Source organism: Mesorhizobium sp. M0145, assembly GCF_040322355.1.
GTDB lineage: Bacteria > Pseudomonadota > Alphaproteobacteria > Rhizobiales > Rhizobiaceae > Mesorhizobium.
Genome location: NZ_JAMYTK010000001.1, coordinates 23,710 through 45,860 on the forward strand (window position 1 = coordinate 23,710; position 22,151 = coordinate 45,860).

The 22,151-nt window shown below is 57.9% G+C and carries 29 protein-coding genes and 1 tRNA gene; 14 read left to right on the plus strand and 16 right to left on the minus strand.

What is annotated here, in order from left to right; translation table 11 throughout:
• Window positions 1-220 precede the first annotated feature (220 nt).
• Window positions 221-297: transfer RNA gene (locus NKJ28_RS00130), tRNA-Met, on the plus strand.
• Between the two features lie 144 nt (window positions 298-441).
• Window positions 442-1,632 carry a tyrosine-type recombinase/integrase gene (locus NKJ28_RS00135; protein ID WP_352633381.1) on the plus strand — a complete coding sequence of 397 codons (1,191 nt, stop codon included), beginning with the start codon at window positions 442-444 and terminating at the stop codon, window positions 1,630-1,632.
• Window positions 1,633-1,725: 93 nt separating this feature from the next.
• Here NKJ28_RS00135 and NKJ28_RS00140 read toward each other — a convergent pair whose 3' ends face one another.
• From NKJ28_RS00140 to NKJ28_RS00210, 15 genes are all read right to left on the minus strand, one after another.
• Window positions 1,726-2,391: a hypothetical protein gene (locus tag NKJ28_RS00140; protein WP_352633383.1), complete on the minus strand. Its 666-nt coding sequence runs from the start codon at window positions 2,389-2,391 to the stop codon at window positions 1,726-1,728.
• A gap of 97 nt (window positions 2,392-2,488) precedes the next feature.
• On the minus strand, window positions 2,489-3,907 hold the full coding sequence (locus NKJ28_RS00145; protein ID WP_352633385.1) for an SNF2-related protein: 1,419 nt from the start codon (window positions 3,905-3,907) through the stop codon (window positions 2,489-2,491).
• Window positions 3,904-4,611: a GIY-YIG nuclease family protein gene (locus NKJ28_RS00150; RefSeq protein ID WP_352633387.1), complete on the minus strand. Its 708-nt coding sequence runs from the start codon at window positions 4,609-4,611 to the stop codon at window positions 3,904-3,906. Before NKJ28_RS00150 ends, NKJ28_RS00145 begins: the two co-directional genes overlap by 4 nt.
• A complete protein-coding gene (locus NKJ28_RS00155) occupies window positions 4,608-4,949 on the minus strand; it encodes a PDDEXK family nuclease (protein WP_352633389.1) in 342 nt (113 codons plus the stop codon). The genes NKJ28_RS00150 and NKJ28_RS00155 overlap by 4 nt, the downstream gene beginning before the upstream one ends.
• Window positions 4,946-5,170, minus strand: a complete 225-nt coding sequence (locus tag NKJ28_RS00160) for a hypothetical protein (protein ID WP_352633390.1) — start codon at window positions 5,168-5,170, stop codon at window positions 4,946-4,948. Before NKJ28_RS00160 ends, NKJ28_RS00155 begins: the two co-directional genes overlap by 4 nt.
• Window positions 5,152-7,161, minus strand: a complete 2,010-nt coding sequence (locus NKJ28_RS00165) for a hypothetical protein (RefSeq protein WP_352633392.1) — start codon at window positions 7,159-7,161, stop codon at window positions 5,152-5,154. Before NKJ28_RS00165 ends, NKJ28_RS00160 begins: the two co-directional genes overlap by 19 nt.
• Window positions 7,122-7,865 (minus strand): GIY-YIG nuclease family protein, encoded by a 744-nt coding sequence (locus NKJ28_RS00170; protein ID WP_352633394.1) that lies wholly within the window; start codon window positions 7,863-7,865, stop codon window positions 7,122-7,124. Before NKJ28_RS00170 ends, NKJ28_RS00165 begins: the two co-directional genes overlap by 40 nt.
• 10 nt (window positions 7,866-7,875) lie before the next feature.
• A complete protein-coding gene (locus NKJ28_RS00175; RefSeq protein WP_352633395.1) occupies window positions 7,876-8,472 on the minus strand; it encodes a 3'-5' exonuclease in 597 nt (198 codons plus the stop codon).
• Window positions 8,473-8,595: 123 nt separating this feature from the next.
• On the minus strand, window positions 8,596-9,255 hold the full coding sequence (locus tag NKJ28_RS00180; protein WP_352633397.1) for an ssDNA-binding protein: 660 nt from the start codon (window positions 9,253-9,255) through the stop codon (window positions 8,596-8,598).
• An 83-nt stretch (window positions 9,256-9,338) separates the two neighbouring features.
• Window positions 9,339-10,517 (minus strand): DUF2800 domain-containing protein, encoded by a 1,179-nt coding sequence (locus NKJ28_RS00185; protein WP_352633399.1) that lies wholly within the window; start codon window positions 10,515-10,517, stop codon window positions 9,339-9,341.
• Window positions 10,514-11,005 carry a hypothetical protein gene (locus NKJ28_RS00190; RefSeq protein ID WP_352633401.1) on the minus strand — a complete coding sequence of 164 codons (492 nt, stop codon included), beginning with the start codon at window positions 11,003-11,005 and terminating at the stop codon, window positions 10,514-10,516. Before NKJ28_RS00190 ends, NKJ28_RS00185 begins: the two co-directional genes overlap by 4 nt.
• Entirely contained in the window at window positions 11,002-11,553 is a 552-nt protein-coding gene (locus tag NKJ28_RS00195) for a hypothetical protein (protein ID WP_352633403.1), read from the minus strand. The genes NKJ28_RS00190 and NKJ28_RS00195 overlap by 4 nt, the downstream gene beginning before the upstream one ends.
• Window positions 11,553-11,762: a hypothetical protein gene (locus tag NKJ28_RS00200; RefSeq protein ID WP_352633405.1), complete on the minus strand. Its 210-nt coding sequence runs from the start codon at window positions 11,760-11,762 to the stop codon at window positions 11,553-11,555. Before NKJ28_RS00200 ends, NKJ28_RS00195 begins: the two co-directional genes overlap by 1 nt.
• Before the next feature lie 14 nt (window positions 11,763-11,776).
• Window positions 11,777-12,118, minus strand: coding sequence for a hypothetical protein (locus tag NKJ28_RS00205; protein ID WP_352633407.1), 342 nt, complete (start codon window positions 12,116-12,118; stop codon window positions 11,777-11,779).
• A gap of 158 nt (window positions 12,119-12,276) precedes the next feature.
• On the minus strand, window positions 12,277-12,765 hold the full coding sequence (locus NKJ28_RS00210) for a hypothetical protein (RefSeq protein ID WP_352633409.1): 489 nt from the start codon (window positions 12,763-12,765) through the stop codon (window positions 12,277-12,279).
• 163 nt (window positions 12,766-12,928) lie between these two features.
• On the opposite strand from NKJ28_RS00210, the gene NKJ28_RS00215 reads away from it, so the two are divergent.
• Together NKJ28_RS00215 and NKJ28_RS00220 are read left to right on the plus strand one after the other, a co-directional pair.
• Window positions 12,929-13,237, plus strand: coding sequence for a hypothetical protein (locus NKJ28_RS00215; protein WP_352633411.1), 309 nt, complete (start codon window positions 12,929-12,931; stop codon window positions 13,235-13,237).
• Window positions 13,238-13,254: 17 nt separating this feature from the next.
• Window positions 13,255-15,681, plus strand: coding sequence for a VapE domain-containing protein (locus NKJ28_RS00220; RefSeq protein ID WP_352633413.1), 2,427 nt, complete (start codon window positions 13,255-13,257; stop codon window positions 15,679-15,681).
• Window positions 15,682-16,389: 708 nt separating this feature from the next.
• Here NKJ28_RS00220 and NKJ28_RS00225 read toward each other — a convergent pair.
• Window positions 16,390-16,641 carry a hypothetical protein gene (locus NKJ28_RS00225; protein ID WP_352633415.1) on the minus strand — a complete coding sequence of 84 codons (252 nt, stop codon included), beginning with the start codon at window positions 16,639-16,641 and terminating at the stop codon, window positions 16,390-16,392.
• 167 nt (window positions 16,642-16,808) lie between these two features.
• Here NKJ28_RS00225 and NKJ28_RS00230 point away from each other — a divergent pair, with 167 nt between their 5' ends.
• The 10 genes from NKJ28_RS00230 to NKJ28_RS00275 all read left to right on the plus strand — a co-directional run bounded on the left by NKJ28_RS00230 (window position 16,809) and on the right by NKJ28_RS00275 (window position 22,131).
• Window positions 16,809-17,030 (plus strand): hypothetical protein, encoded by a 222-nt coding sequence (locus NKJ28_RS00230; protein ID WP_352633417.1) that lies wholly within the window; start codon window positions 16,809-16,811, stop codon window positions 17,028-17,030.
• A gap of 138 nt (window positions 17,031-17,168) precedes the next feature.
• Entirely contained in the window at window positions 17,169-17,558 is a 390-nt protein-coding gene (locus NKJ28_RS00235) for a hypothetical protein (protein WP_352633419.1), read from the plus strand.
• A gap of 30 nt (window positions 17,559-17,588) precedes the next feature.
• On the plus strand, window positions 17,589-17,783 hold the full coding sequence (locus tag NKJ28_RS00240; RefSeq protein WP_352633421.1) for a hypothetical protein: 195 nt from the start codon (window positions 17,589-17,591) through the stop codon (window positions 17,781-17,783).
• A 3-nt stretch (window positions 17,784-17,786) separates the two neighbouring features.
• Window positions 17,787-18,347 carry a hypothetical protein gene (locus tag NKJ28_RS00245; RefSeq protein WP_352633423.1) on the plus strand — a complete coding sequence of 187 codons (561 nt, stop codon included), beginning with the start codon at window positions 17,787-17,789 and terminating at the stop codon, window positions 18,345-18,347.
• A gap of 66 nt (window positions 18,348-18,413) precedes the next feature.
• Window positions 18,414-18,560 carry a hypothetical protein gene (locus NKJ28_RS00250; protein WP_352633425.1) on the plus strand — a complete coding sequence of 49 codons (147 nt, stop codon included), beginning with the start codon at window positions 18,414-18,416 and terminating at the stop codon, window positions 18,558-18,560.
• 268 nt (window positions 18,561-18,828) lie between these two features.
• Complete coding sequence (locus NKJ28_RS00255; protein ID WP_352633427.1) at window positions 18,829-19,551, plus strand: antirestriction protein ArdA; 723 nt, start codon at window positions 18,829-18,831, stop codon at window positions 19,549-19,551.
• Between the two features lie 55 nt (window positions 19,552-19,606).
• On the plus strand, window positions 19,607-20,143 hold the full coding sequence (locus NKJ28_RS00260; RefSeq protein WP_352633428.1) for a hypothetical protein: 537 nt from the start codon (window positions 19,607-19,609) through the stop codon (window positions 20,141-20,143).
• On the plus strand, window positions 20,121-20,687 hold the full coding sequence (locus NKJ28_RS00265) for a hypothetical protein (RefSeq protein ID WP_352633429.1): 567 nt from the start codon (window positions 20,121-20,123) through the stop codon (window positions 20,685-20,687). The genes NKJ28_RS00260 and NKJ28_RS00265 overlap by 23 nt, the downstream gene beginning before the upstream one ends.
• Window positions 20,688-20,734: 47 nt before the next feature.
• Window positions 20,735-20,977, plus strand: coding sequence for a hypothetical protein (locus NKJ28_RS00270; RefSeq protein ID WP_352633431.1), 243 nt, complete (start codon window positions 20,735-20,737; stop codon window positions 20,975-20,977).
• The gene (locus NKJ28_RS00275; RefSeq protein WP_352633433.1) at window positions 20,974-22,131 is read left to right on the plus strand and encodes a helicase HerA-like domain-containing protein; all 1,158 of its coding nucleotides are present in this window, start codon (window positions 20,974-20,976) and stop codon (window positions 22,129-22,131) included. The genes NKJ28_RS00270 and NKJ28_RS00275 overlap by 4 nt, the downstream gene beginning before the upstream one ends.
• The last annotated feature ends 20 nt before the right edge of the window (window positions 22,132-22,151 follow it).

A 22,151-nucleotide genomic window follows, 5' to 3' on the forward strand; every position in this document is an offset into this window, starting at 1 on the left:
CTTTCGTGGCCGAGACATAGCGACGTGCCTCGCTGAACTCAACCCCGGCCTGTGCGCCCAAATGTCTGCCCGGCAAAGCTTTAGGCGCCAGCAATATGCCGGCGCGGCAGCCACTTCGATGCTTGACAGGCTTGGCCTCGCAACCTTATATCCGCGCGACCTTGGCGAACGCGCCGATATGCCTGCCGATTTAAGCTGGATTTCGGGCCTTCGCCGCCTTGGCGGGGTAGCTCAGTTGGTTAGAGCACGGGAATCATAATCCTGGGGTCGGGGGTTCAAGTCCCTCTCCCGCTACCAGCCCTCTAAAAGATGGCAAAAAACGTAAGAAAATCAATGGGGCGGCTTCGGCATGTGTCCCGATACGTCCCAATACATCCCTTGATGTGGAGTCAAATGTGGGTATGGTGCGCTTCTCGTGACTCCACACCGTAGGTTCCCATCGTGCCGCTGACCGATATCCACTGCCGCAACGCCAAGCCCAAAGCTGACGGCGCGCCGCTCAAACTCGCAGACGGCGGCGGCCTTTTTCTCGCCGTCACGCCGGCAGGCGGCAAATACTGGCGCATGACCTATCGCTTCGACGGCAAGCAGAAGCTGCTCTCCATCGGCGAGTATCCCGCTGTCCCCCTCGCCGATGCGCGCGCGCTCCTGTCGTCCAACAAGGCGATACTCAAGGCCGGTAAAGACCCTGCCCTACACAAAGCCGAGGCCACGACTGGCGGCCCGGATGCGTTCGAGACGGTGGCGCGTGAGTGGCTTCAGGCTCAAAAGGCAGCCTGGGTGCCCGATCACTGGCAACGTGTGTTGAGCCGCTTCGAGAACGACGTGTTTCCGATCATCGGCAAGATGCGCCTGCGTGACATAGGCGCCCCGAAAATTCTTGAGGTCTTGCGCGAGGTCGAGAAGCGTGGGGCACTCGACGTCACCAAGCGCATTCGGCAATCAATAGGCGCCGTTTTTCGGTTTGGCATAGCCACCGGTCGCGCCGATACTAACCCCGCAGCCGACCTGGTGGACGCGCTCAAGGTGCGGCCCAAAGTCAAGCACATGGCGGCGCTCGATGCCGACGACATCGGCGAATTTCTGACGAACCTACAAAGCTACGACGGTGAACGGCAGACACGCCTGGCCATCGAACTGATCATGCACACGATGTTGCGCACCAACGAACTTCGTTTCGGCACCTGGTCAGAAATCAAAGGGGACCAGTGGCTCATCAGCGGCGAGCGAATGAAAATGTCCCGCGACCACAAGGTGCCTCTGACGAAGCAGAGCAAGCGACTGCTGGCCGAGCTAAAGGAGATTGCCGGCGACTCCGAATGGATCGTGCCTGGCGCCAGCGGTGACAAGCCGATCAGCCAGAACACCATGATCTTCGCTCTTTACCGTCTCGGCTATCACAGCCGGCTCACAGTGCATGGCTTCCGCTCAACGGCCTCAACAATCCTCAACGAGTCCGGGTTGTGGTCACCTGACGCAATCGAGCGGCAGTTGGCTCACGTGCATGGCGACAAGGTGCGCTCAGCCTATAACCGGAGCGAATATTGGGCGGAACGGGTTAAGATGATGGAATGGTGGAGCGACTACCTGACCGAGCGGAACTCGAACGACCTGTCTTCGCTACTCGACTAACTCAACAAAGGCTAGTGCTCGAAGTCGACTGCGGACACCCTCGTCGTACCCGCCAAGCTTTTCGGGGCGATACCCTGTTGCCGCAATGATCATTCAAATCCGTTCGGCGAACGACGTGATCTCGCGCCACTGATGGCCATCGAGAGGCACGTCGAAACCGGTGCTCTTCCGCGTCCCCGCATCCCTGATGGTGTCCCAATCGAGTTCGAGAATTCGCACCGAGAAAGGACCGTCCCGAATGATGCCAAGAACGATCGTCCCCTCGGCCTCATGCGGCACCAGGAAGTGACGACCGTCAGCCTCACCCAATGCCGGGCTGATGTGGAAGCTGTACTTCGCGCCGCGAATGATGGCGTACAGGTGGATTTTCTTCGACTCAGCCTCGCGGTCCTCGTCCATGGGGAAGGCCGGATGCCCGCCGTCCATCTGAATGAAGCCCGCAACCGCGTTCACAGCGCCGCCCGCAACGACGTTGTTCTGCTTCCGCTGCGTCTCGCTGAACTCAGGCGACTTACCGCTTGAGAACCACCCCTCGTCGACCTTGAGGATTTGCGCCAGTGCGGTCATCGCTTTGTGTCGCGGTCTGGTCTCGCCGTGAAACCATTTGCGCACGGTCTCCTGCGTGACCTCGACCGCGTGCTTATCCAGTTGCTCGACGAACCAGCCGAGACGGCCGTGGTTCAACGGAGGCACATCCGGGTTGCCATCGCAGGCGCGCTCAATTCTCTTGGCAAAGTCTGGATGGGTAATTTTCTTCATGGGCAAAACCACTCCGACATTCATAGTGCACCCCCTTTCAACACGTTACGCCTAACTAATATATGCTAAAGGAAGATGTGAACATTTTAAGTGAAAGTCAAGTCCGAAGCGTGAAATTTCGAATGATCCGATCCTGAGTCGCATCTCTATCGTTCAGGATGGTTATCGCCCGTTCGTCGTATGTTCCCTCAGCGATGATCGGGTAGATGAGCACCTGTTCGGTTTGCCCTGGTCGGGGTAGGCGTTTGTTGAATTGAAGCCAAAGCTCCAGCCAAAAGGTGAGACCGTACCAGGCGGCGATGTGGCCACCGAACTGCAAGTTTGTGCCGTGACCGATTGACGCTGGATGCGCCAAACCGAGACGAATTTTCTTTTTGTTCCAGTCGGTTACGAAATCCTTGCACTCGTTTGCAACGACAGCGTGCGGGAATCGCTTTCGGATTGCGTCCTTGTCGAATTTGAAGCCGTAAGCGACCAGGATGTTCTCGCCCTGTGCGCTCTCCACCAGTTCTTCGAGAGCGGCCATTTTGGCATCGTGGATGTGCACCACGGAATGGTCTTCTCGGTACATATGCCCGTTCGCGAATTGCAGGAGCTTGTTAGCAAGCACGCCGTTGGAAACCGCCTCAACGTCGTAGGGCTCGCTAAAAAGTGTTGCTTGGAATTCCCTATAATCGTGCATTGCCCGTTCTGGCAGTGACACTTTCATGGGAATGATCTGAGCGTCTTCGCAGACCTTTTCTTGAGGGATTGTGACAACAATATCCCTTATCCGGTCCAGGATTTCTTCCTCGGCGCCTGGCTTGGGCGTGACCGCATAGGTGTACTGATTTTTATCGAACCAACGCTGCTCGAACTCACCCTTGCTGCGCCCGAGCCGTTCCCCTTGGTCCATTATGTAGACCTGACCCCAAAGCTTTAGCAGATCACCGGGGGTGCCAGTCAGATTGATGACGCGGGAAATCTTTCGACGCGCCGTCGTCATGACCCCAAAGCGAGTCATGTTGCCGCCCTTGCGGACCTTGGTAGTGATTTTCCCGGTCGCTTTGTCGACAGACTTGACCTTTGCTGCCTTAGTGCGAGCCTCTCCGGCAGCAAAACGGGAACATTCATCCACAACAACGCAATCCCAGGGCCATTTGTCGACGGTACCCAGGTACTTCGCCAGCCAGGGCAAGTTCTCAAAATTGACCAGCGTTATCTCAGCCCGACGCTCGATCGCTGCGATGCGTTCGTCAACCTCTCCGACTGCTACGGCATAGGAAAGTGCGCGAGTGTGTTCCCATGCGGCGATCTCATCGGGCCACGTGTTCGTCGCAACAAAGCGCGGAGCAATAACTAGGACGTGGTGAACCTCCAGGCGGCTGAGTAGGTGGTATAGCCCGTCGAGCGTGGCACCGGTCTTGCCGCTTCCCATGCCAGATATGATGAGCTTGGTGGCATCGCTTTTGACGATGTTGGACATGATCTGCTGCGCGTTGCGCAGGTCGCTCCGAGGACGGACGGCCTGGTTCATGGTGCCGTCACCCAAACCAGCATGACCTTCAGTGTACGGCGGCGCGCGTGCATAACCTTTGACGCCGCAGACGTTCTAGCCCTGGACTCAGGGGTCGAACGCGCAGCCTTCAACGATGCCAAACGTCGGGCTCTAATATCGCCTTTCGTCCACTCGGCTGCACGAGCGGCAGACATTTTGGATCGCGCCTCGGGAGTCGCGACGGCGGCCTTTTGTGCTGCGATTCGTCTAAGCTTTGATTCAGGAGTCGCGAAAGCGGCTTTTGTCGCGGCAATACGTCTTGCCATGACGGCAGGGTCGGCGCACGCGGCCTTCGTGGCATCCGATAGTTTTGCGCGAGTCGCTGGCGATGGTGGAGCTTTTAGCCGCGCTGAGATGGACATTCGGCTACGGCTTTCTTCGTGGAAGTATGATCGCGAAGAACTGTCTCGCCTAAGGTTGTATCCTTTGGCCCGATTGCAGGTGTCGAAATGATCTATCCAATGCAACTCTCTATTAACGAGCGCACTCGCATCAATAACGTCAAATTTTTCGATAATCTCAAACGCGAAAGCCGTCGTCCCATACTTCTTCAACGCAGAACTAATGTGCCTACTGTTCGATTGCCGGTTGTGAGCTTTCCAGCGTCGTTCAATGTCCACCGATTTGCCGATATAACGCTTTCCGCTCTCGACGTGTCGGATGCAATAAATGCCGATCGTCATACCAACAGCCCCGTCATCCGAGACTTCAAGAAGGAAATCGCGGACTCTCCGTCGTAAAAGACGTGCACCGTGACGCCGACAGCGGCAAAACGCTTGAATTCTTCCTTCTGTCCTTCCGACAGACGCCCGTCGCGGGACGGCGTTTTACCCTTTCGCTTCATCTCGATCAGGAGCAGTTGCCCGTAGCCAGCGAACAGGCGATCGGGCGCGCTGCGGCGGCCTATCCACTGAAGCTTGCGCACCAGCCAGCCGTTGTTTTCGGCCCACGCCACCACGTCGAGTTCTTCATTGGCCTCGACACGGCGTTCTGTAAAATCGAAATCGTCGAGCACCTTCATGCTGGCACCTGGCGCTTCGCGATCTCGGCTTCCGATGCGGCCGCGTTCATGTGAGCCTTGTTTTTCGCGAGAGACCAGCGAGGCGACTGGTAGCCGGATCGGTCCCAGGTCTTCCTGATCATGTCATCGGCGAAGGCTTCACCCTTTCGCCAGTAGGCCGCGTCGCGCGCCAACTCTGCCGTTGACCAGTACTTTCTGCCGCTCATGCTGCGGTCAGCCACTCAAAGACGAGTTGCCGGTTTGCCTTCGTCACGCGGATCGGCTTCGGCGGCACGACCTTTGCGCCGTAAAAGCCTACGTCCGACAAGATTGTCTCGGCCTCGGCGATGTATTTTTCGTAGTCGATGTCGTCGGGAAATTCATCCGGGAGCCGCATGCATTCAATGGCGCCGTCCGACTTCGGCACCTTGGCGAAATTGCCGGTCGAAGCGTGCGGCGTGGCCTTGAAGATCGGATCGCCACCAAGGCCATAGTAAAACCGCACGACCTTGCCCAAGTACTCGCCGCGCCAGGTCGCGCCACCGGTCGCTTTGATGACCGTGACGAACTGCTTGATGTCGCGGCAGTTGCGGATCGTCTCTGAAACCGGCGTGCCGTCCTTGATGCGGGCGAGCGCCGCGTCCGAGCAGATCGTCGTCTGTGGGTTCTTCATCAACTGGCCGCGCGGATCAAAATCCGATTTGTCTGGGTTCCACGGGTTCGATATTGGCCCTTTTCGCTTATGATTGCCGTCTGCTTTGATCGCGAAATATGAGTTGACCGACTGATTGTAGAGTCCAACATACTCGACGAATTCCAAGTCGAACTTGGTGTCACGCTCCCACTGATCGCAGATGTCGGCAAGCTTTGATGGGTTCAGGCGATTCGTGATGCCACCTTCGTCATTCAACTTCATGCCGGCATAGGACTCGCGCGGGCAGAAAAACTCGGCTCCGTCCGTATTGGCGCTTATTGTTCCAATGCCGGCAAGAAATGCTCTCTCGATGAGCATCAAGAGTGATAGTTGTCCAGTCAGCGTTGTTGCAATCAATAGATGTGGTGCAAAGGTGATCGAAAAACGCTGACCGAGGTTACCGAAACCGCCGCCGTTCAATGCGATCTTAAACCCCTTGTCGCGAACCGTGTCCTTCACCTTCTTCGCCTTCAGACGGTCCTTTCGAATGCCCTCATAAGCCACGCAAAACGCAGGTCCGGTGGCTGGCGGGTAAAGACCAAGAGACAGGATGATGGCTGGATAGTAACTGGCAACGTCGCATGAAACGATTACATGCAGATCGTCGGCTTTGACGGAGCGGTTGGACTCCATCGAGTGAAGCCCGCCGAGACCCATCTGAAAAATAGAGAGACCGATTTCGATTTTCTCTTTGGATAGCCAATCTGGAAGCTCAACTTTCCCGTCACCACCGATGATGAAATCATGTTTTTGTATTCCGGATAGAATATCGGAGAGTTGCGACGTTTCGAACTTGATGTATTCTGGCGCCGTGTAGCGGAAAGACAATCCGGGCTTGAGGTCGGCTTTCTTGACCTTATTTCCTAGGAAATCCTCGACTCGCTTCTTGATGATAGCCAGGCCCATCTGAGAATCAGACTTCGAGCGCAGGTCTATCCCGAGGTCGATGCCCAACGCCTCGCGCAATGCCAATGGCTCGGCTAGGGCCTCCCGCAGCATCCTGGTCGCATCAAGGTCATTGTGCAGATACTCTCGCAGCTTGTCGATTTGCTCATGCGAAAGCAGCATCGCCTCGTGATATGGCAGTTCACGGATGGTCGTCCCGTGCAGCCTGGCATGAAGCGCCTTGAGGCCGGCGACCGGGTTCGGCTGCGGCTCGATCAGGTCCACGTGGTTCTTCTTGAAGTCCCACGGGATATGAATGTCGAGAGCTTCTTCAACCTCCCACCAGCGAAGGCGGCCTTTAATGATCTTGTCACTGGCGATTTTCATTTGCGCCAGTGACGGGTCTTTCGTCAGGAAATACCACAGCAACGGGGCGTCGTAGCCCATGCTGTTGAAGCCAAACATGCGATGTGTAAGTAGGATGCGACGGAGCCAATCCTTGTCGATCGTCGATCTGTCGCTTTCTTCGAGAATGATGATCTTGCCATCCTCGACGCGGCGCATTCCTACGAGCAGCACGTTTCCGTAGACTTCGATATCAAAATCTAGGCTGTTCATACGAGCAGCCCTTCGTCCTTCAAAACCTTCTTCCACCGGAAGCCTCTATAGCGAGGCTTGTAACCATCGCAGACGGCATAGACGCACTGCTTCGCAAACCCCGTTTCGGCGACAAGGGTTCGCATATCGGACCAGACGCGGATGACGTTGAACGCCTCGTCCATCTGAACGAAATCATATTTCAGAAGGCTCTCACGAACCTTCTGGGCCATGGCGTGCAACTTTTCCTTGTCCTGCCACAGGCGCTTACTGTTCTCGGACTGCTTTTTCCGGTAGGTTTCCCCATACTGGTCAGCCCGAGTAAGTCGGTTCTGCCGCATGGCATCGCGCTGTTCGTCGGTCCAGCGGTTGCCGTAGTTTGGATTGGTCAGACCGATGCCATTGATCCTATGAAGCAGCCGTGTCTCATCCGACACGATCGTCATAGAGGAACTGTCGCGCTTGAGGTTGTACCCGGTCTTGCGGCGCAGACTCCCGAGGGTGTCCATCCAGAACACTTCTCGATCCGCCATCGTTTCGGCGTCTATTGTTTCAAAACTCTCAAGTATCTCAAAAGCGAATGCGTCGATACCGAACTTCTGCACGTCTGCCCACAGACGCCGATTGCACTTTTTCTTGTCAAAGACTGGTTTAACTAGCGAATTTCTATGCGCCCACCATCTGGCCTCGACGTTGATAGACTTCCCAACGTAGGCACGCCCGTTGATCGTGTTGGTGATTGAATAGATGCCGATCGCCACTGGCCGTCCCTCAGAAATCGAAGTCGTCGGACGGGGATGCCGTGATCACGGCAGCCGGCGCGGCACTCGGCTTGCGCAGACCCTGCCAGTAGACGGAGACCCATTCGGCCTGGTGTTTGGCGTCGTCTAGCGCGGTGTGCGCTACGCCTTCGAGGGTGCCGGTGAACTTGACGATTCCGTCAGCCAGTTCCTTGATCGTGCGGCAGTCGCGCACGTTCCAGAACTTCCACGGGGCTGGCTTGTCGAGGATGCGGCCGAAGGCGTAGTCGAGAATCGTGATGTCGAACGACGCCCCATTGCCCCACGGCTTCACACCGTCGCCGTGCTTCAGGCAGAATTCGTAGAACTTCTCGAAGACCAGTTGCGACGGGTGCCGGCCGCGCACGATCTTCTGCCGCGCAGCATCACCCTGCCCGAGCCACCATTTGATGGTCGAACCCGAGACGCGGCCGTATCGCACGGCATCTTCCACGTCGATCGCGGCGTCGAACGTCTCACCGAGAGTGCCGGTATCCGGGTCAAAGTAGACCGCACCGATGGCAACCACGGGAGCGTTCGCGGCCGTCCCCATCGTCTCAAGATCGATCATCAAATGCGTGAATTTCATCGTGTTTATCCCGTTAAAAGTGAAACCGAGCAACGCCGGAGCCTGGGCACCTTTCGGAAGGCTTGCTCGCGACAGAGGTCACCTAATCAGTCGGGTGTCTGGCGCTGCTCGGTTTCAGGTAGATCAGAAGTCGAAATCGTCCTTGGCTGCCGGCTTCTTGGCAGGTGCCGAGGTAGACGGCCCGTCGTCGAAGCTGTTGTCGGCTTCCAGCGTGTCGAAGTCGTCGTCATCCACATAGATGCCGCCACCGCCGAGGCGATCACCGACCTGGCGCGATCGAATTGCTTCGACCGAACAGGTGATGCGCGGCGTGCCGCCGTTTTCCGTCCCGTAGAACGAGACGATCACGTCGGAATAGGTGCCGTTGTAGACGACATCAAGAATTTCGCTGACTTCGATGATCCGCTTGTTGCGGTCGCGCATCTGCGGGCGCTTCAGGCCGCCACCGGGACCTTTCGCGCTAACGACGATGTTGCCTTCGTAACCCTTGTAGATTTCGCCGGCATCGTTCTTGAACCGATCACCCTTCTTGAAGGAAAGGTTGTCGGGCTTGTCATCCCACAGCGTCTTCCACCAGTCCTCGGGACGCTTGAACTCGCGTCCCGCTGCCTTCATCGCCGAAATACAGGCAGCTTTGTTGCTCTCGAACTGGTCGGCATGAGGGCCGGTCTTTTCCAGGATGAAGTTCGCCCCGTGTTTCGGCTTTGCGTTCGGGTCCTTGTTCTTCTTCGGGAGCGATGCAGTGTGCAGCGACTCGGCGAAAGATGTTCTGACGTTTGTCAAAGTGCAGGTTCGACCGGTTTTGTCTTTCTGATTTATGTGTCCCATGGTGTTTGGTTCCTTGATCTCTCGGTTGCTCGGTTTCTTCAGTCTAGATCGTCGAAATCATCCGACCACTGCTCAAGAGCAGGTCTCGCATGATCCGCTGGCACCAGTTTGGGTTTCCCCTCGGCACGATCTACCAGCGTCAACAGTTCCTTCCAGGTTTCTGGATGACCCTGCTTTTTCTTGCCCGGCTTCACCTGCTTTTCGATCTCGGTGATGCCGATCAGTTGTTTCGGTTTGTAAGCCCCGTCGCCAAGCGCCTGCACAAGCAGCGCCTCGGCCTTCTTGGCGTCTTTGAAATAGCGGTCACCGAGGTCGCCAGCGACAGCCTTTGAGCCCGGATCGGGATTGCCGTCGAGCGCGGCGCGCAGCGATTCCTCGTGCAACTCGGCAAGCCAGGCGCGGATTTCGGAAGCGTGCTGCACGATATACCAGCGGCGCTCCGGTGAAAGACCAGCGGGGTTCTTGCGATCTTCTGCCATCTGGTCCAACCATTGATTGCGGGCGGCGCATCCACCCGGCGCCTTCCTGACCTCGCACCAGCGGCACGCCTTCGTGCTCGGCTTGAACTCCACGTCACCTGACATGATCTTCGCGTAGACGAGCTTCATTTCCTCGCCGAACGCGAGCAGGTCTTCGAGCGTGATTTCCCAATATTTCATGCCGCCAGCGCGCGGCTGGTCGATGTTGAGGATGATCTTCTCCACCTGCGGGCGGCCGAGATAGTGCCAGGCGCCGAGCGCGTAAAGTCTCAACTGCTTGGTGCCCACGGCGTCGACTGGCTCGCCGGCCCCATACTTCAAATCCGACACGTATAAAGCCGTCGTCGAAAGCAGAAGTTCGAGCCACGTTGTGTCACAGGTGCCGAATTGGCCGGGCAGCCATGGGGACAGGTCAACCCTGATCTCGACGTGCGGGGTGCCGGTGTGCTCGCGGACCCAATCGATACCCGTCTGCAGGTGGTCGGCCATGCTCTCATCGACGGTGTATATGAAGCCGTCCGCGCTGATCACGGCCCCGACGAAGTGGTGCGGATCGAGGCCGAAGTCCAGGCACATCTCGCGGACTTCATGCGCCACGGTGCCCTCGGACGCCCATTCCGACGAGTCGCGCTCTGGAATGGTCCCGCTGCTGCGCAACTTGTCGATCAGGGCGACGGAGGCAGAGCAGGTGCTCCACCGATCTGCGCTCGACGGCGAGAGGCGTGCATGAGCAGTCAAGTGATTGGCCTCCATTGAGGCTCAGCGCGAGTTGGAAAGACACCTGCTCCAAGCCGCGCATTTCGGGCCATCGTTTCCCGCATAATCTCGGGCGATTCACCGAAACGCTGTTCACGCACATAGGAGTGAAGGTTGGGATACTCATCGGTCGAATGATGACGCCAGAAATGATCCGGCACGTCACGACGAAGGTTTGACCACTCGAAGTCATACCAGCCATCGTAAAGGCGTGTTTGCACCGGGAACCATCCGTGCGCGGCCAGCACGATCGGGTATCCTTGGCCGTCCCACGGGAGCACTTCGTGAACAAACAACGGGCCAGTCGGAGCGAACGTAGGTCTCTCCCAAAGATGCCAAATGATGCTGTTAACCGACTCGCCGACGAACACGTAAGGTTCGCGCACATGCGCAGCCGCCGCTGGCAGGCCAACAACTAGGGGCAGCGATAATGCACTGCCGAGGAACGTGCGGCGCGATATTTTGATCATGCGAACACGTCCCCCACGATCTGCCAGAGATCGTCTTCGTTCATGACTTCGTGGCGAACGAAATCGTTGTCGGGCTTCTTGCCGATCGGGCAGAAGACGCGGACAGGGCGATCGTAGGTCTCACCCTTGAGCATCAGTGTCGCGGTCGGCTGGTTGACAAACGTCTCGTGAATGTCGCCGGCCCTCATGCGGTAGGACTCACCCTGCAACATGGCGTCCACCTGCCTGATGAACAGTCGCGCGGGATCGCCAAAGGGGACGAGAACTGTATCCTCCCCCGCGCGCGGCTGCGGCGTATATACGTCGTGCGATGGGTCTAACCCTCGCGTCGTCGATTCCCGGTAGATCGCGTTGACCATCGTGCCGCGCAGCACGAAGCTATAGAAGTCGAACCGATGGTCATGCAGTTGCGTAGCGACATTCTGCCGAGGGATGGCCGAATGACCCCACACGTTGACTCGCTTCGAATTCGGCAGGTCGATCTGAATGAAGCCGTTGCCGTGGACGCGGATGCCCGTGCCCTCGGCGCGGATTTCGTCGAAGGTCATCAAGGGAGCGACTCCATGTCACCTTCGGCCGTGAAAGGCCCCTCGAAAGTGATTTCGGGGTGGCCCCACTGCTTGCGGCCGTCTTTGTCGAACAAGCCGTGTGGCGTGTTGAACGATGTCGGCGTCTCCACCAGGATTTTGCTCGGGAACCGAGTGCCGACCTGATTGGTGACCACAATGTGCCGGAAGGGGGGAAAAATATGGGACATGATAGCTCCTGGGTTCAGAGCGACCCGAACGGTCTGACAGCCTCGTCTCTGCGCATCCCGGTTCTGGCCATAATGCTTGCGCAGACGCGCTCCTGCCGATCGGTCTCGGCGGTATTGGCCCACTGGCGCGCAGCACGCTTGCGCTGGCCGCGTGTCGTTCCCAACGTCCGATGGACGCGTGGAGTCTTGGCCGGAACGCTAAAGCCGCGCCCGCCCGTCATCAGGGCCATGGCGTTCCTGCGTGCCAGGAAAGGGCCACTGTCCACGCCAAGCGGGTTGCCGAGGCGATGACTCTGCCCGGCATCGCGAGTTAGAATCTTGGCGAATGCTTTGCCGAATTTTCCGAGAAGGTTCACGTCTGTCTCCTGTGGTTCGAGGCGTTTCAGAAGCGAGCGGGACAGCAGCAGGGACTGCCTGGAGTCCGAAGGCTTGGGAGGACAGGTCATCGAACCCTCCCGCTCGCCGCTGAAGCGCCTCCCGGCGTCGGCCGGGAGGACAAGCTGTCAGCAGTCGCTCAGAGGTCGAGATCGTCCGAAGCAGGTGCCTTCGGCGCCTCGGTGATGTCGCCCTTCGCCGTCAGCTTGGCGATCTGTTCCTTGAACAGCGGAATGGCCGACTCCATGATGTTGCTGGCATCCGGCTTGGCGTCGGCGGCAACGTCAGACTTCTTGATCTTCTCGTGGTTCAGGAGGTCCCGCATCTTGGCCTTGCGGGCATCACGTTCTTCGGCCCGGTCGGTAGCCGTGATGTAGCCGGCGATCAGTTCCTTGATGCCCTCGTAGGGGTTGACGCGGTTTTCCGGCGAGGTCGAGATGTTCCCGTTGTCCTTCGGCTTGTCGTCAGCCTTGGGCTTGTCCTTCGCGGCAGTACCCTTGCCGGCAGCAGTGACGGCGGCGCCGACTTTCTCGAAGGCTTCGGTGCGCAGGGACAGAAGGCTCTCGGTGACGGCGACCAGTTTCAGAACGGCGGCCGTGTTTTCGGCGATAGCGGTTTCGATGCTCATAGTGTCTCCTTGGTGGGTGTAAAATCACGTTTGGCGTGAATGCATCAACCTTAAATCACGTTCCAGATCACGTTTCAAGGCATATGTGCAAAAATTTCACGTTAAACTTGATTTATGTAATGCGGCCGGGTAAGGTGGTCGAAATTCCAACCAAGGGGAAACCATGGACGCGCAGACTTACACAGGTCGCCCGAGCAAGAATGCCGATTTCAAGCTCTATGACGGCAAGCTCTATCAGGTGCTTCTCGAAAAACTCCCTTCCAAGTTCATCAAGTTCGGCCGCGTCGACACACTCAAGCTCTCTGAGGCAACCGGCAACGCTCGTTTCACCGTATATCGCTGGCTGAACGACCAGGTTCTGTCGCGGAAGGCGATCCACGCGTTGCTGAAACTGTCCCAGGAAACCGATGAGGCCGAAAAGAAGGATGCGCTGACGAAAGAGGACTTGATTCCCTTCGCCCTTGGCCTCTGATTTTCCGTAGGCGTATCATGGCAAATGCCCCCACGCTCGGCAGCGTGTTTGATTCTGTCCGTCCGCTGATCGAGGCTGGTGCATCCCTTCATTGGCTTGTGCCGTTCGAAAAACGGCCGATTGCAAACGATTGGTCCAACGTCCCCCTTCAATCCGAGGCGGCGTTGCGCGCGACCTATCGACAAGACGCCAATATCGGCATCCGGCTCGGCGAGCCGTCAAAAACCGAAGGCGGCTATCTCCACATCATCGATCTCGACATCCGAAAGCCGGCGTTGGCTGCCCAGGTTTGGGCGAAACTGCTCACGCTCTGGCCGGCTGCACGTATGTTCCCCTCCGTCATCAGCGGCTCAGGCGGCGAAAGCCGCCACCTTTATTTTCTCGCAGACAAACCTTTTCGCAAGAAGGTCATTGCCCACGTCAAAGACGAATGGGAAATCGTGCTTATGGGAACCGGCTCGCAGGCCGTGATTCCCCCGTCTATCCATCCCGATACCCGCCAACCCTATCGATGGGAACGCGCGCTCGATCTCGACATGCCCTTCATGATGTCGGTCGACGTGGCCACGGTCGAGAGTTGGGGTGCAGAACAAGTCAGCGCCGCGCCAGATGATGATGACGATCTGTTCGCCATAGTGCGCCGCGAGCCGATGGACCTGGACGCCGCTCAGATAAGCAAAATTCTAGCCGACATCCCGAACGACGGACCAGGTGCCCACTACGACGACTATGTTCAGGTTGGCATGGCACTGCATCACCAGTTTCGTGGCGCCAACGAGGGCTTCGAGCACTGGTGCGAATGGGCGAAGCAGGCCGTCAACAAGTTCGACGCGAAGAACGCCGCCGTCAGGTGGCGCTCCTTCAAGCAGGATTCGAAAAACCCCGTTCGCATGGCGACTCTTATTCAGATCGCCAACATGAACAAACTGAAAAACGATCTCGGGCTCGACGATGACTTCGACCTGCCGGCTGTAATTCCAGCCAAAGCCGACAGCGATCTATCCGACCTGCTCGGCGGCGATGACCCCCAACCCACCGCGCAAGCGGCCGCAAACGACGTTGCCGATCCCGATTGGCTGCACAAGCTGCACCGCAACGAGGAAGGCGAGCTAAAGAGCACGCTGCCGAACGTGGCCCTGATCGTCGACAACGACCCGCGTATCCGAGGCACCCTGGCGTACAACGAGTTCGCCCAGGAAGTTGTGCTCAAGGCCGAGCCCAAGCGCGTCAAGAAGAAGCGTGACTCGGCGCACGAGCCCGTGAATCTCGTCGGCCGGCTGTGGGAAATGAAGGACACGCTGAACGGCGACAACTGGACCGACAGCCACGATGCCGCCGTCCGATCGCTGATCGAGAGCAAGACGCAGTTGAAGGGTTACGGTATCAAGGTCTCCGACCGCGATCTGCGCGGCGGCATCGACATGAGCGCGCAAAAGCGTCGCTTCCATCCAATCAAAGACCTGCTGACGTCGGTCAAATGGGACGGCAAGTGCCGCGCCGAGACGCTGTTCATCGACTACCTCGGCTGCACCGACAACGACTACAACCGCCAGGCCGCGCTGATGATGCTGGTCGGCGCCGTGGCGCGCGTCATGCGACCAGGCCATAAGTTCGACTTCGTGCCGATCCTCGAAGGCGTCCAGGGCAAGGGTAAGTCCACCTTCATCGAAATCCTCGCCCTGCACTGGTATAACGAACTCACTGGCGACATCAGCGACCCGAAGCAGATGGTCGAACTCATGCAGGGCTCGTGGATTCTCGAACTCGGCGAGCTTTCCTCCATGGCTCGCGCCGAGGTCAACGATCTCAAGGCGTTCGTCAGCCGTAAGGAGGACAAGGTGCGGCTGGCATGGGAGAAGCGGGCCAAGGACTTCCCTCGCCAGTGCATCTTCATCGGATCGACCAACGATCGGGAATACCTGCGCGACATGACTGGCGGCCGGCGCTTCTGGCCCATCGTCTGCAACCTGGTCGGCCAGATCGACAATCCCCGGCTGCGCCGGGAGGTCATGCAGATATGGGCCGAGGCGGTCGCCATCTATCACGGGATGTCAGCCAAGCACGGTAGCGCAGACCTCCCGCTTCATCTCACCGACGAAGCCGCAGCCACGGCCCTGGTGATGCAGGAAAGCCGCCGCGTCGAGACCAGTGAGGAAATGCTTGCCGGCAAAATCGAGGCATGGCTTACCCAGCCGATCGGCACCGACGAAAGATTTGACGACCTCGATGCGGATGCTCCGAAAGCCTATCGCGACGAGACCTGCGTGCAGCAGATATGGGAAGAAATGCTCGGCCGGGACGGCTCTGTCCCCCACACCGAAGCCATGAAGATCGGCAAGGCCATGCTGATCGTCGGGTGGCCCCGCACCGAGGGTCCGGTAACCAGCCGAGAGATCAACAAAAAATTCGGAAAATGCCGCGTCTACCAGCGGCCCGGAGATTGAATACAATCACAAAGTAGGAATAGATTGAATTGACCCGCTTCGGCGGGTTTTTTCTTGGGAATGCGATTGTATCGTCATTTCGCAGAAGTTGCGAAATTTCGCACTTCCGAGATGAGCCACAACCTATTTCCTCACTTCCGCTCACCCTCTCTCCCCCTCACACCCGATTCCCATATAGTTTAAACTGGAGGTACTACCACCTGGTCTGGCGTAGGCCGGGTCTTCTGCTATCCCTTCTCTTTATAACTATTAGATTTTAGGGTGAGAAGGGTGAGAAGGTGAGAGAGCGTTGATTTTGCTACGTTTTTCCGCTCACCTTGTCAATTCCGAGGATGAGAGAGGTGAGCAGCAGTTTCTCTGCGCAAAAATCACCCGATTTTCGGTTAATAGTGAGGATTGCTCACGTTTGGTGTTCTAATAGTGAGGATTGCTCACGTTTTTCAGTTTCGCTGCGCTGAAATTCACATTCCGCGTGACTCGCGCTCGGAGCCCCCCGCCACCGGTCGACCCCGCCAGGAAGGACCCAAAGCCACTATGCCGTTGATTTCATTCAGCTATTCGACGCGGACACAATCGATTTGCAACGCGGACACAATCGATCGGACACAGGCTATCGTGTTGAATGCATTAAGTTATATCGCCATTGCAGCATGAGGCATGACACGAGCAGCGTCTCGGCACTGATCCGCCCTGCGGATTGACAGGACGCTAGGCCAAGGCAGCAGGGCAGCACGGCAGCAGGGCAGCGCCTGGACGATCAGCACGGCAGCAGGGCAGCGCCTGGACGATCAGCTCGGCAGCAGGGCAGCAGGGGCAGCTTCGAGCATGGCAGCATGGCAGCAGGGTAGCGTCGAGCACGGCAGCACGGGCTGCAGGGGCAGCGTCGAGCAGGGCAGCAGGGCAGCAGGGCAGCGTCGAGCACGGCAGCGCCTGGATGATCAGCACGGCAGCGTCGAGCACGGCAGCACGGGCTGCAGCAGCACGGCAGCGTCGAGCACGGCAGCACGGGCTGCAGCAGCTGGGCGCCGGCTTGCCTATAGGAAGAATCGCGCGCGACGAAACATTCCATTTGACATGCATCCGAGTTTCACTTAAAACGTGAATTACAAGAAACGGGAATGACGCAAATGACTAACACCGCGCTGGACTTCACCAAGGAATTGGGCGGCCTTTTCATCATGCTCGGCTTGCTGATTTGGGCAATCCTTTCGCCTATCGGCTTTGGTATGACCGCCCTGTTTGCCTTTGCCTGGATCATGGGCAATCTCGGCCTTGTGCTGGTTTTGCTTGTCGCGGCTTTGTTCGTGACGGCTGCCGTTGTCATCGCTGCCGAGCGCCGCGCGGCTTAAGTTTCGTGAATATCAAGAACGGAGTCGAGACCATGGCAGCGATGATCAAACCGCAACCGGGAACGCGAGTCCTTTGGGAAGAAGCATCGCCGCGTGGCGTGTATTTCCCCGATGTAGTGCATGAGGGAGTCGTGATTGATGAGCATCGATTTGCTTATCTTTCGCGCGGCACGGGCGGCGATAACTTTGTTCCTGTCGTTTGTGGTCCGGGTGATGTGCGAAACGTCGCTTGGCGCAAGCTTGTCTATTAATTCACTTTCAACGGGAGAATCACCGATGCTTGCAAAACTGATCGCTGCCATGTGCGCCACGGCTGCCGGCAGCTTCGCGCTAACCTGCCAACTGCCTGTCGAGCCCGTCCAGGCGCCACGGTTCGAAGTCCGAGTCGTGACCTATGACGGGCAGCTATTCATTGCCGGCAGCGGCGACGATTGCGTTGCAGCGTGGCAGGGGGCCGACGTGCCGAAGGGCTGGCAATCGATCGAATGTGTCGACGCCACGGCGCCGCGCTTCGCCTTTCACTTTTAACGGGAGAGTCACCAAATGGAACGCGAATACATGAAAAGCTTAGTCACGCTGGCACGCCACGCCTATTTGCACGGCTTCACGATCACTGCCGACGTCTACATGAGGCAAGCGCTTTGTTGCGCCAATCGGCTGCAGGACTCGAAGCTGCGCTCGGCCGTTTTCGTGATCCGCAACAAGATGCGGCCGCGCGTGCGGGCAGCGTTGAATCCATCGCCGACAGCCTGAGACGTGGCGCCGGATCACATCGCCGAGTCAGTCTTAATCGAAATGTCGCGGCTATTGCGTGCCGCAGAAACCATCAAGGAGTCGACCATGGGAAACATTCCACTTTCTGCCCGCGTCAAGGCTGCCGTTGACTACGGCCGCTGCAGCGGAACCGTTTGGGTTCACACAACGGCGCGCTTCCGCGTGCGCCTGGAAATCGAGCCGGATTTTGTGTACCGATATGACGGCCACGACGAAAACGGCGAGACTCAAGCGAAGCTTGATTCCGGCGAATATGTCGCTTTCGATTCGGCTGTTATAGTCGAGTTGGACGGCGAAGAGATCGCACGCGACAGCCTGGGCGGATCGGTCTACGCGGCTGATGAAATCGCCGAGTTCTGGACGGCGCACCGCTGCAGCGACCCTATGAACCGAAACTGTTCGATCATGCGGGCAGCCCGTGGCGGCAACGTCTCAATCTGCCATTACTTTCCGGGCATGATCTCGGAGGCAATCGACGCGGCACGATGCGCCGTCGAAATCATGCGCATTCCGCCAAAGATGCGCGGCGACATTGCAGCCTGATTATTCCGTTTGACATGCCGAATAGTTTCACTTAAAACGTGAATTGCAAGAAACGGAGTTGAGACCATGACACGCAAAACCAGCCTTCGGACCATTCGCCGTAACCGCGCAAAGCGTTTCGATCGTTTCGTCCAGGCGCTTACCGTCACGGTCTACATGACCGGCGCCGCAGCCGTGGCAACCGGGCTTATCGCCTTCGGCTCGACTCTCTAGGTTTCACGTTTTTCGTTAGTGTCAACAAAAGGAGTGCATATCATGAAATACGAATCCCCATTTCGCCGCGACACTTTCGCCAATCGCACGGAAGGCCGCGTGAGGCGCGAGACGCGCCGCGCCGTGATCGCTGCAAAGCGTTCCTGGACGTTGAGCTAAAGCTTTCTGGCGCGGCTACGGTCGCGCCTTCCATCCCTGCCAAAATCAAACCGGCTTGCGCCGCGCCGTTGAGCGCATAGGCGAAGCCTTGCCCAAAGGATCAACTGCAATGCGCATTTATGCCGCCTGTCTCGCCTCTTACAACAATGGTGTTTTACATGGCATTTGGATCGATGCCAGCGACGACATCGACGCGATGCAAGCCGAGATAAACGCCATGTTGCGCACCTCGCGCTTTCCCAATGTCACGGTTTCCCTGCCCGATTATGAAACGGCAGCCCGTGCGGCCGGCTGGACACATGAAACCGCACGATTTACGGGCGCGCCGTCTTTCCAGCGCTCAGGGGACAAAACCGCCTTTCAGTTCGATAGCTGGAAAGACCTTTGCGAGAGTGAGGGAATCGAACCGGCTGAAAAGCTTGTGCCTTCGGCCGAAGAATGGGCGATTCACGACTCGGAAGGTCTCGGCGATTTGGGAGAATATGCCGGGCTTGCTGAAGTCGCGCGGCGCGCCTCCGTTGCCGAACTGGCAGACGATAGGGACATTCCTTTGGCCGTCCTTTTGCAGTTTGCCAGCGACTATATGAACGGCGATTGGGACTCTGCCGATTTGGAGTCTGAAGTCGATGAAAGATATCGCGGCAGCTATGACACATGGCGCGACTTCGCCGAAGAATTCACGGAAGAAACGGCCGACATGAACGCAATCCCAGAATGGCTGCAAGGTCATATCGATTGGGACTCCATTGCCCGTGACTTCGAACTGAGTGGCGACTTTACCGCCTATCGTGACGGCGAAGTCGGCAGCCTTTATCTGTTTTGGGCTTGCTAGCAGTTAACCAGAAACCGGTTAATCAACCTTTCACCTTTCAAGGGAAACTCACGCCATGTTTACACCTGTCAACCTGAATCGCTGGACTCGGCCGGACTGCTACGCGGGCGCCGAATGGCCGGAATATTTCTCGTCGGGTTGCGGCCAATCCCGCGACAGTGACTCGCTTGAGCGCTCAAACTTCGAGTGTATGTTGAAAGCATTAGGTGGCGAAAGCGAAACCGTTCGCGTGATCCGTGAATCACATTGGGCGGTCGGTTGGGTTGAATGGGTTGCTATCCACGAAACCGACGATGCCGCGCTCGAAACTGCCGACGAGATCAAAGCCGCGCTCGAAGATTATCCCGTGGTCGACGAGTCGCATTGGTCAGACCTGGAATTCACGGAGACGGTTGACTATTGGGCCAGCATGTCGACGCGCGAAAGGGCAGATTACATCCTGTCCGAAGTGAAGCGGTATCACTGGCTAAAGCCGAGTCTTATGCGCTTCCGGCCGTTGCTCAAGTCGGACTATTCGCCGGGTTGTGAGGAGGGTTTGAACCGCGACCAATCAATGGTTAGCCGCGCTCTTGAAGAGTCGTTGCGCCATTAATGCGCGTAAAATTTCACCTTTAACGGGAGATTCACCAATGCCAAAGTTTCGCGACCTCGCAATCGGGCAAGCGTTCGATTGGATCGGTTCGGCCGGCAACAATTCGTTTTTCGAGCAATGCCGCAAGATTTCGACGCGTAAATATGTCGGGTTGCAAAACGGCCGCGCCTACACTGTCGGCACGATCAACGCCGAAGTTTTCAACGTTGAGCCGGGCGCCATTGCCGAGCCCGAGCCCGTGACTCCCGTGCTTTTCAGGATCGATCGAAGCGGCACCAATAAGCAGGTAACGGCCGTTTTTCCTGCCGAGCCGGCCGATTATGAAGGCCGCTTCTATTCCTGTTACGCTCATATCGGGCAGCACGGCAGCGCCTCGCGCGAGTGGTGGCAATCGAAAACGCGGCCGGCGACTCCTGCCGAGTATGCTGAGCTTAAAGCCGAGCTTGAATCGGCGCCCTATGGCTATCGGCTGCAGGTTTGCCGGCGAATGACGGCCGCGCATCGCGCCGCGTTCAACGCCACGGTAAAGGCGCGCCTGTCATGATCACGGATCGATACACAAACGGCAACGCGCAACGGATGGTTTCCGCTTTGAAGCCCGGCGATAGGTGCGACCTGGAAAGCGACATTTTCGCCGACCATTGCGGCGGCGCGATCGATAGCGCAGCAATGGGCGATACTGAGCATCCGGAATTCCAGTTTGAATTTGAAACCGTCCAGGCAATCGAGATCGAGTCGGCCGATTGCATCCGCGTCGACTTCGAAAGCGGCTTTTCGTGCGGTTTTCCGTCTGACCATTGGCTTGACGTCGACGCGGAACAAATCCGGCAATGACGCAACTTTCACTCGGCAGCGGTGCGGCGATTCCGCACCGTTATTTGACTCGGCACGTCGGCATTTTCGGCGCCACTGGCACGGGCAAAACGACGACGCTAGGCGCCATAGCTGAAAGGGCGCCCTGCCCTGTTTTGATCCTGGACGCGAAAGGTGATTTGGAGTCGCTTGGCGCCTCGCTCTTGCGTCCAGCCATGCGCGTCGACGCAATGGGCGCCGATTTGATCGCACGGGCTCTAGACCTGTCAGACGCGCAAGCCGGCGCCCTTCAAATTGCCCTAGCATGGGCGGAAGATTCCCGCCGCGCCGTCGTGACGTTAGCGGACTTGCGCGACCTGTTGAATTCAGCCCTGCAGCACGATCTAAGCCGCGACTACGGACTCATTTCGCCTATATCGGTTGCAGCCGTCCAACGGGCTCTATTGCGCCTTGAACGCGGCGCGCCATGGGCTTTTCAGGACTCGCGCCATGATCCGCGCGACACAAAGGGAATCACGGTTTACGCGGCAAGCGAGTTAACCCATTTGCCCGGACTCTACGGCGCCTTTGTCGCTCATACCCTGGACACGCTTTACCGTGGTCTCGGCGAAGTTGGCGACGTGCCAGCGCCTGGACTCCTTGTCATGATAGACGAGGCGCACTTAGTTTTCGACGGCGCGACTCCAACCATCGTGCGGCGGATCGAACAAATCACGCGGCTAATCCGCTCCAAGGGAGTCGGGCTGATTTACGTCACGCAATCGCCTTCCGACCTGCCGCATATCATCGCCGGGCAGCTTGCCACGCGCATTCAACACGCGTTGCGCGCATCTACGCCGCACCACCATAAGGCGCTGAAAGCGGCTGCCGAGACCATGCCGGGCAATATCAGCGCGGCAAGCATTCTAGGGCTCGGAACCGGTCAAGCCATTGTCAGCGTGCCAGACCACAACGGCGCGCCGCTGCCCGGTCGCGTGGTCGCGGTGCAACGCGGCCGGCTGCCGCTGCATAGTGTCGGGCTGCCGCTTCCAGTGATCCGGCAGACGCGACGGGAAACGACCTGTCAGCCCGCGCCGTTCCGGCCGCCTGATAAGAAGGCGCGGCCGTGGTGGTATTGGCCGGCCATTGTGGCGGCCGCAATTTATGGTCCGATGATTCTACTAGCGATATTCTGAGACTCGAGCCCGGCAGCCAA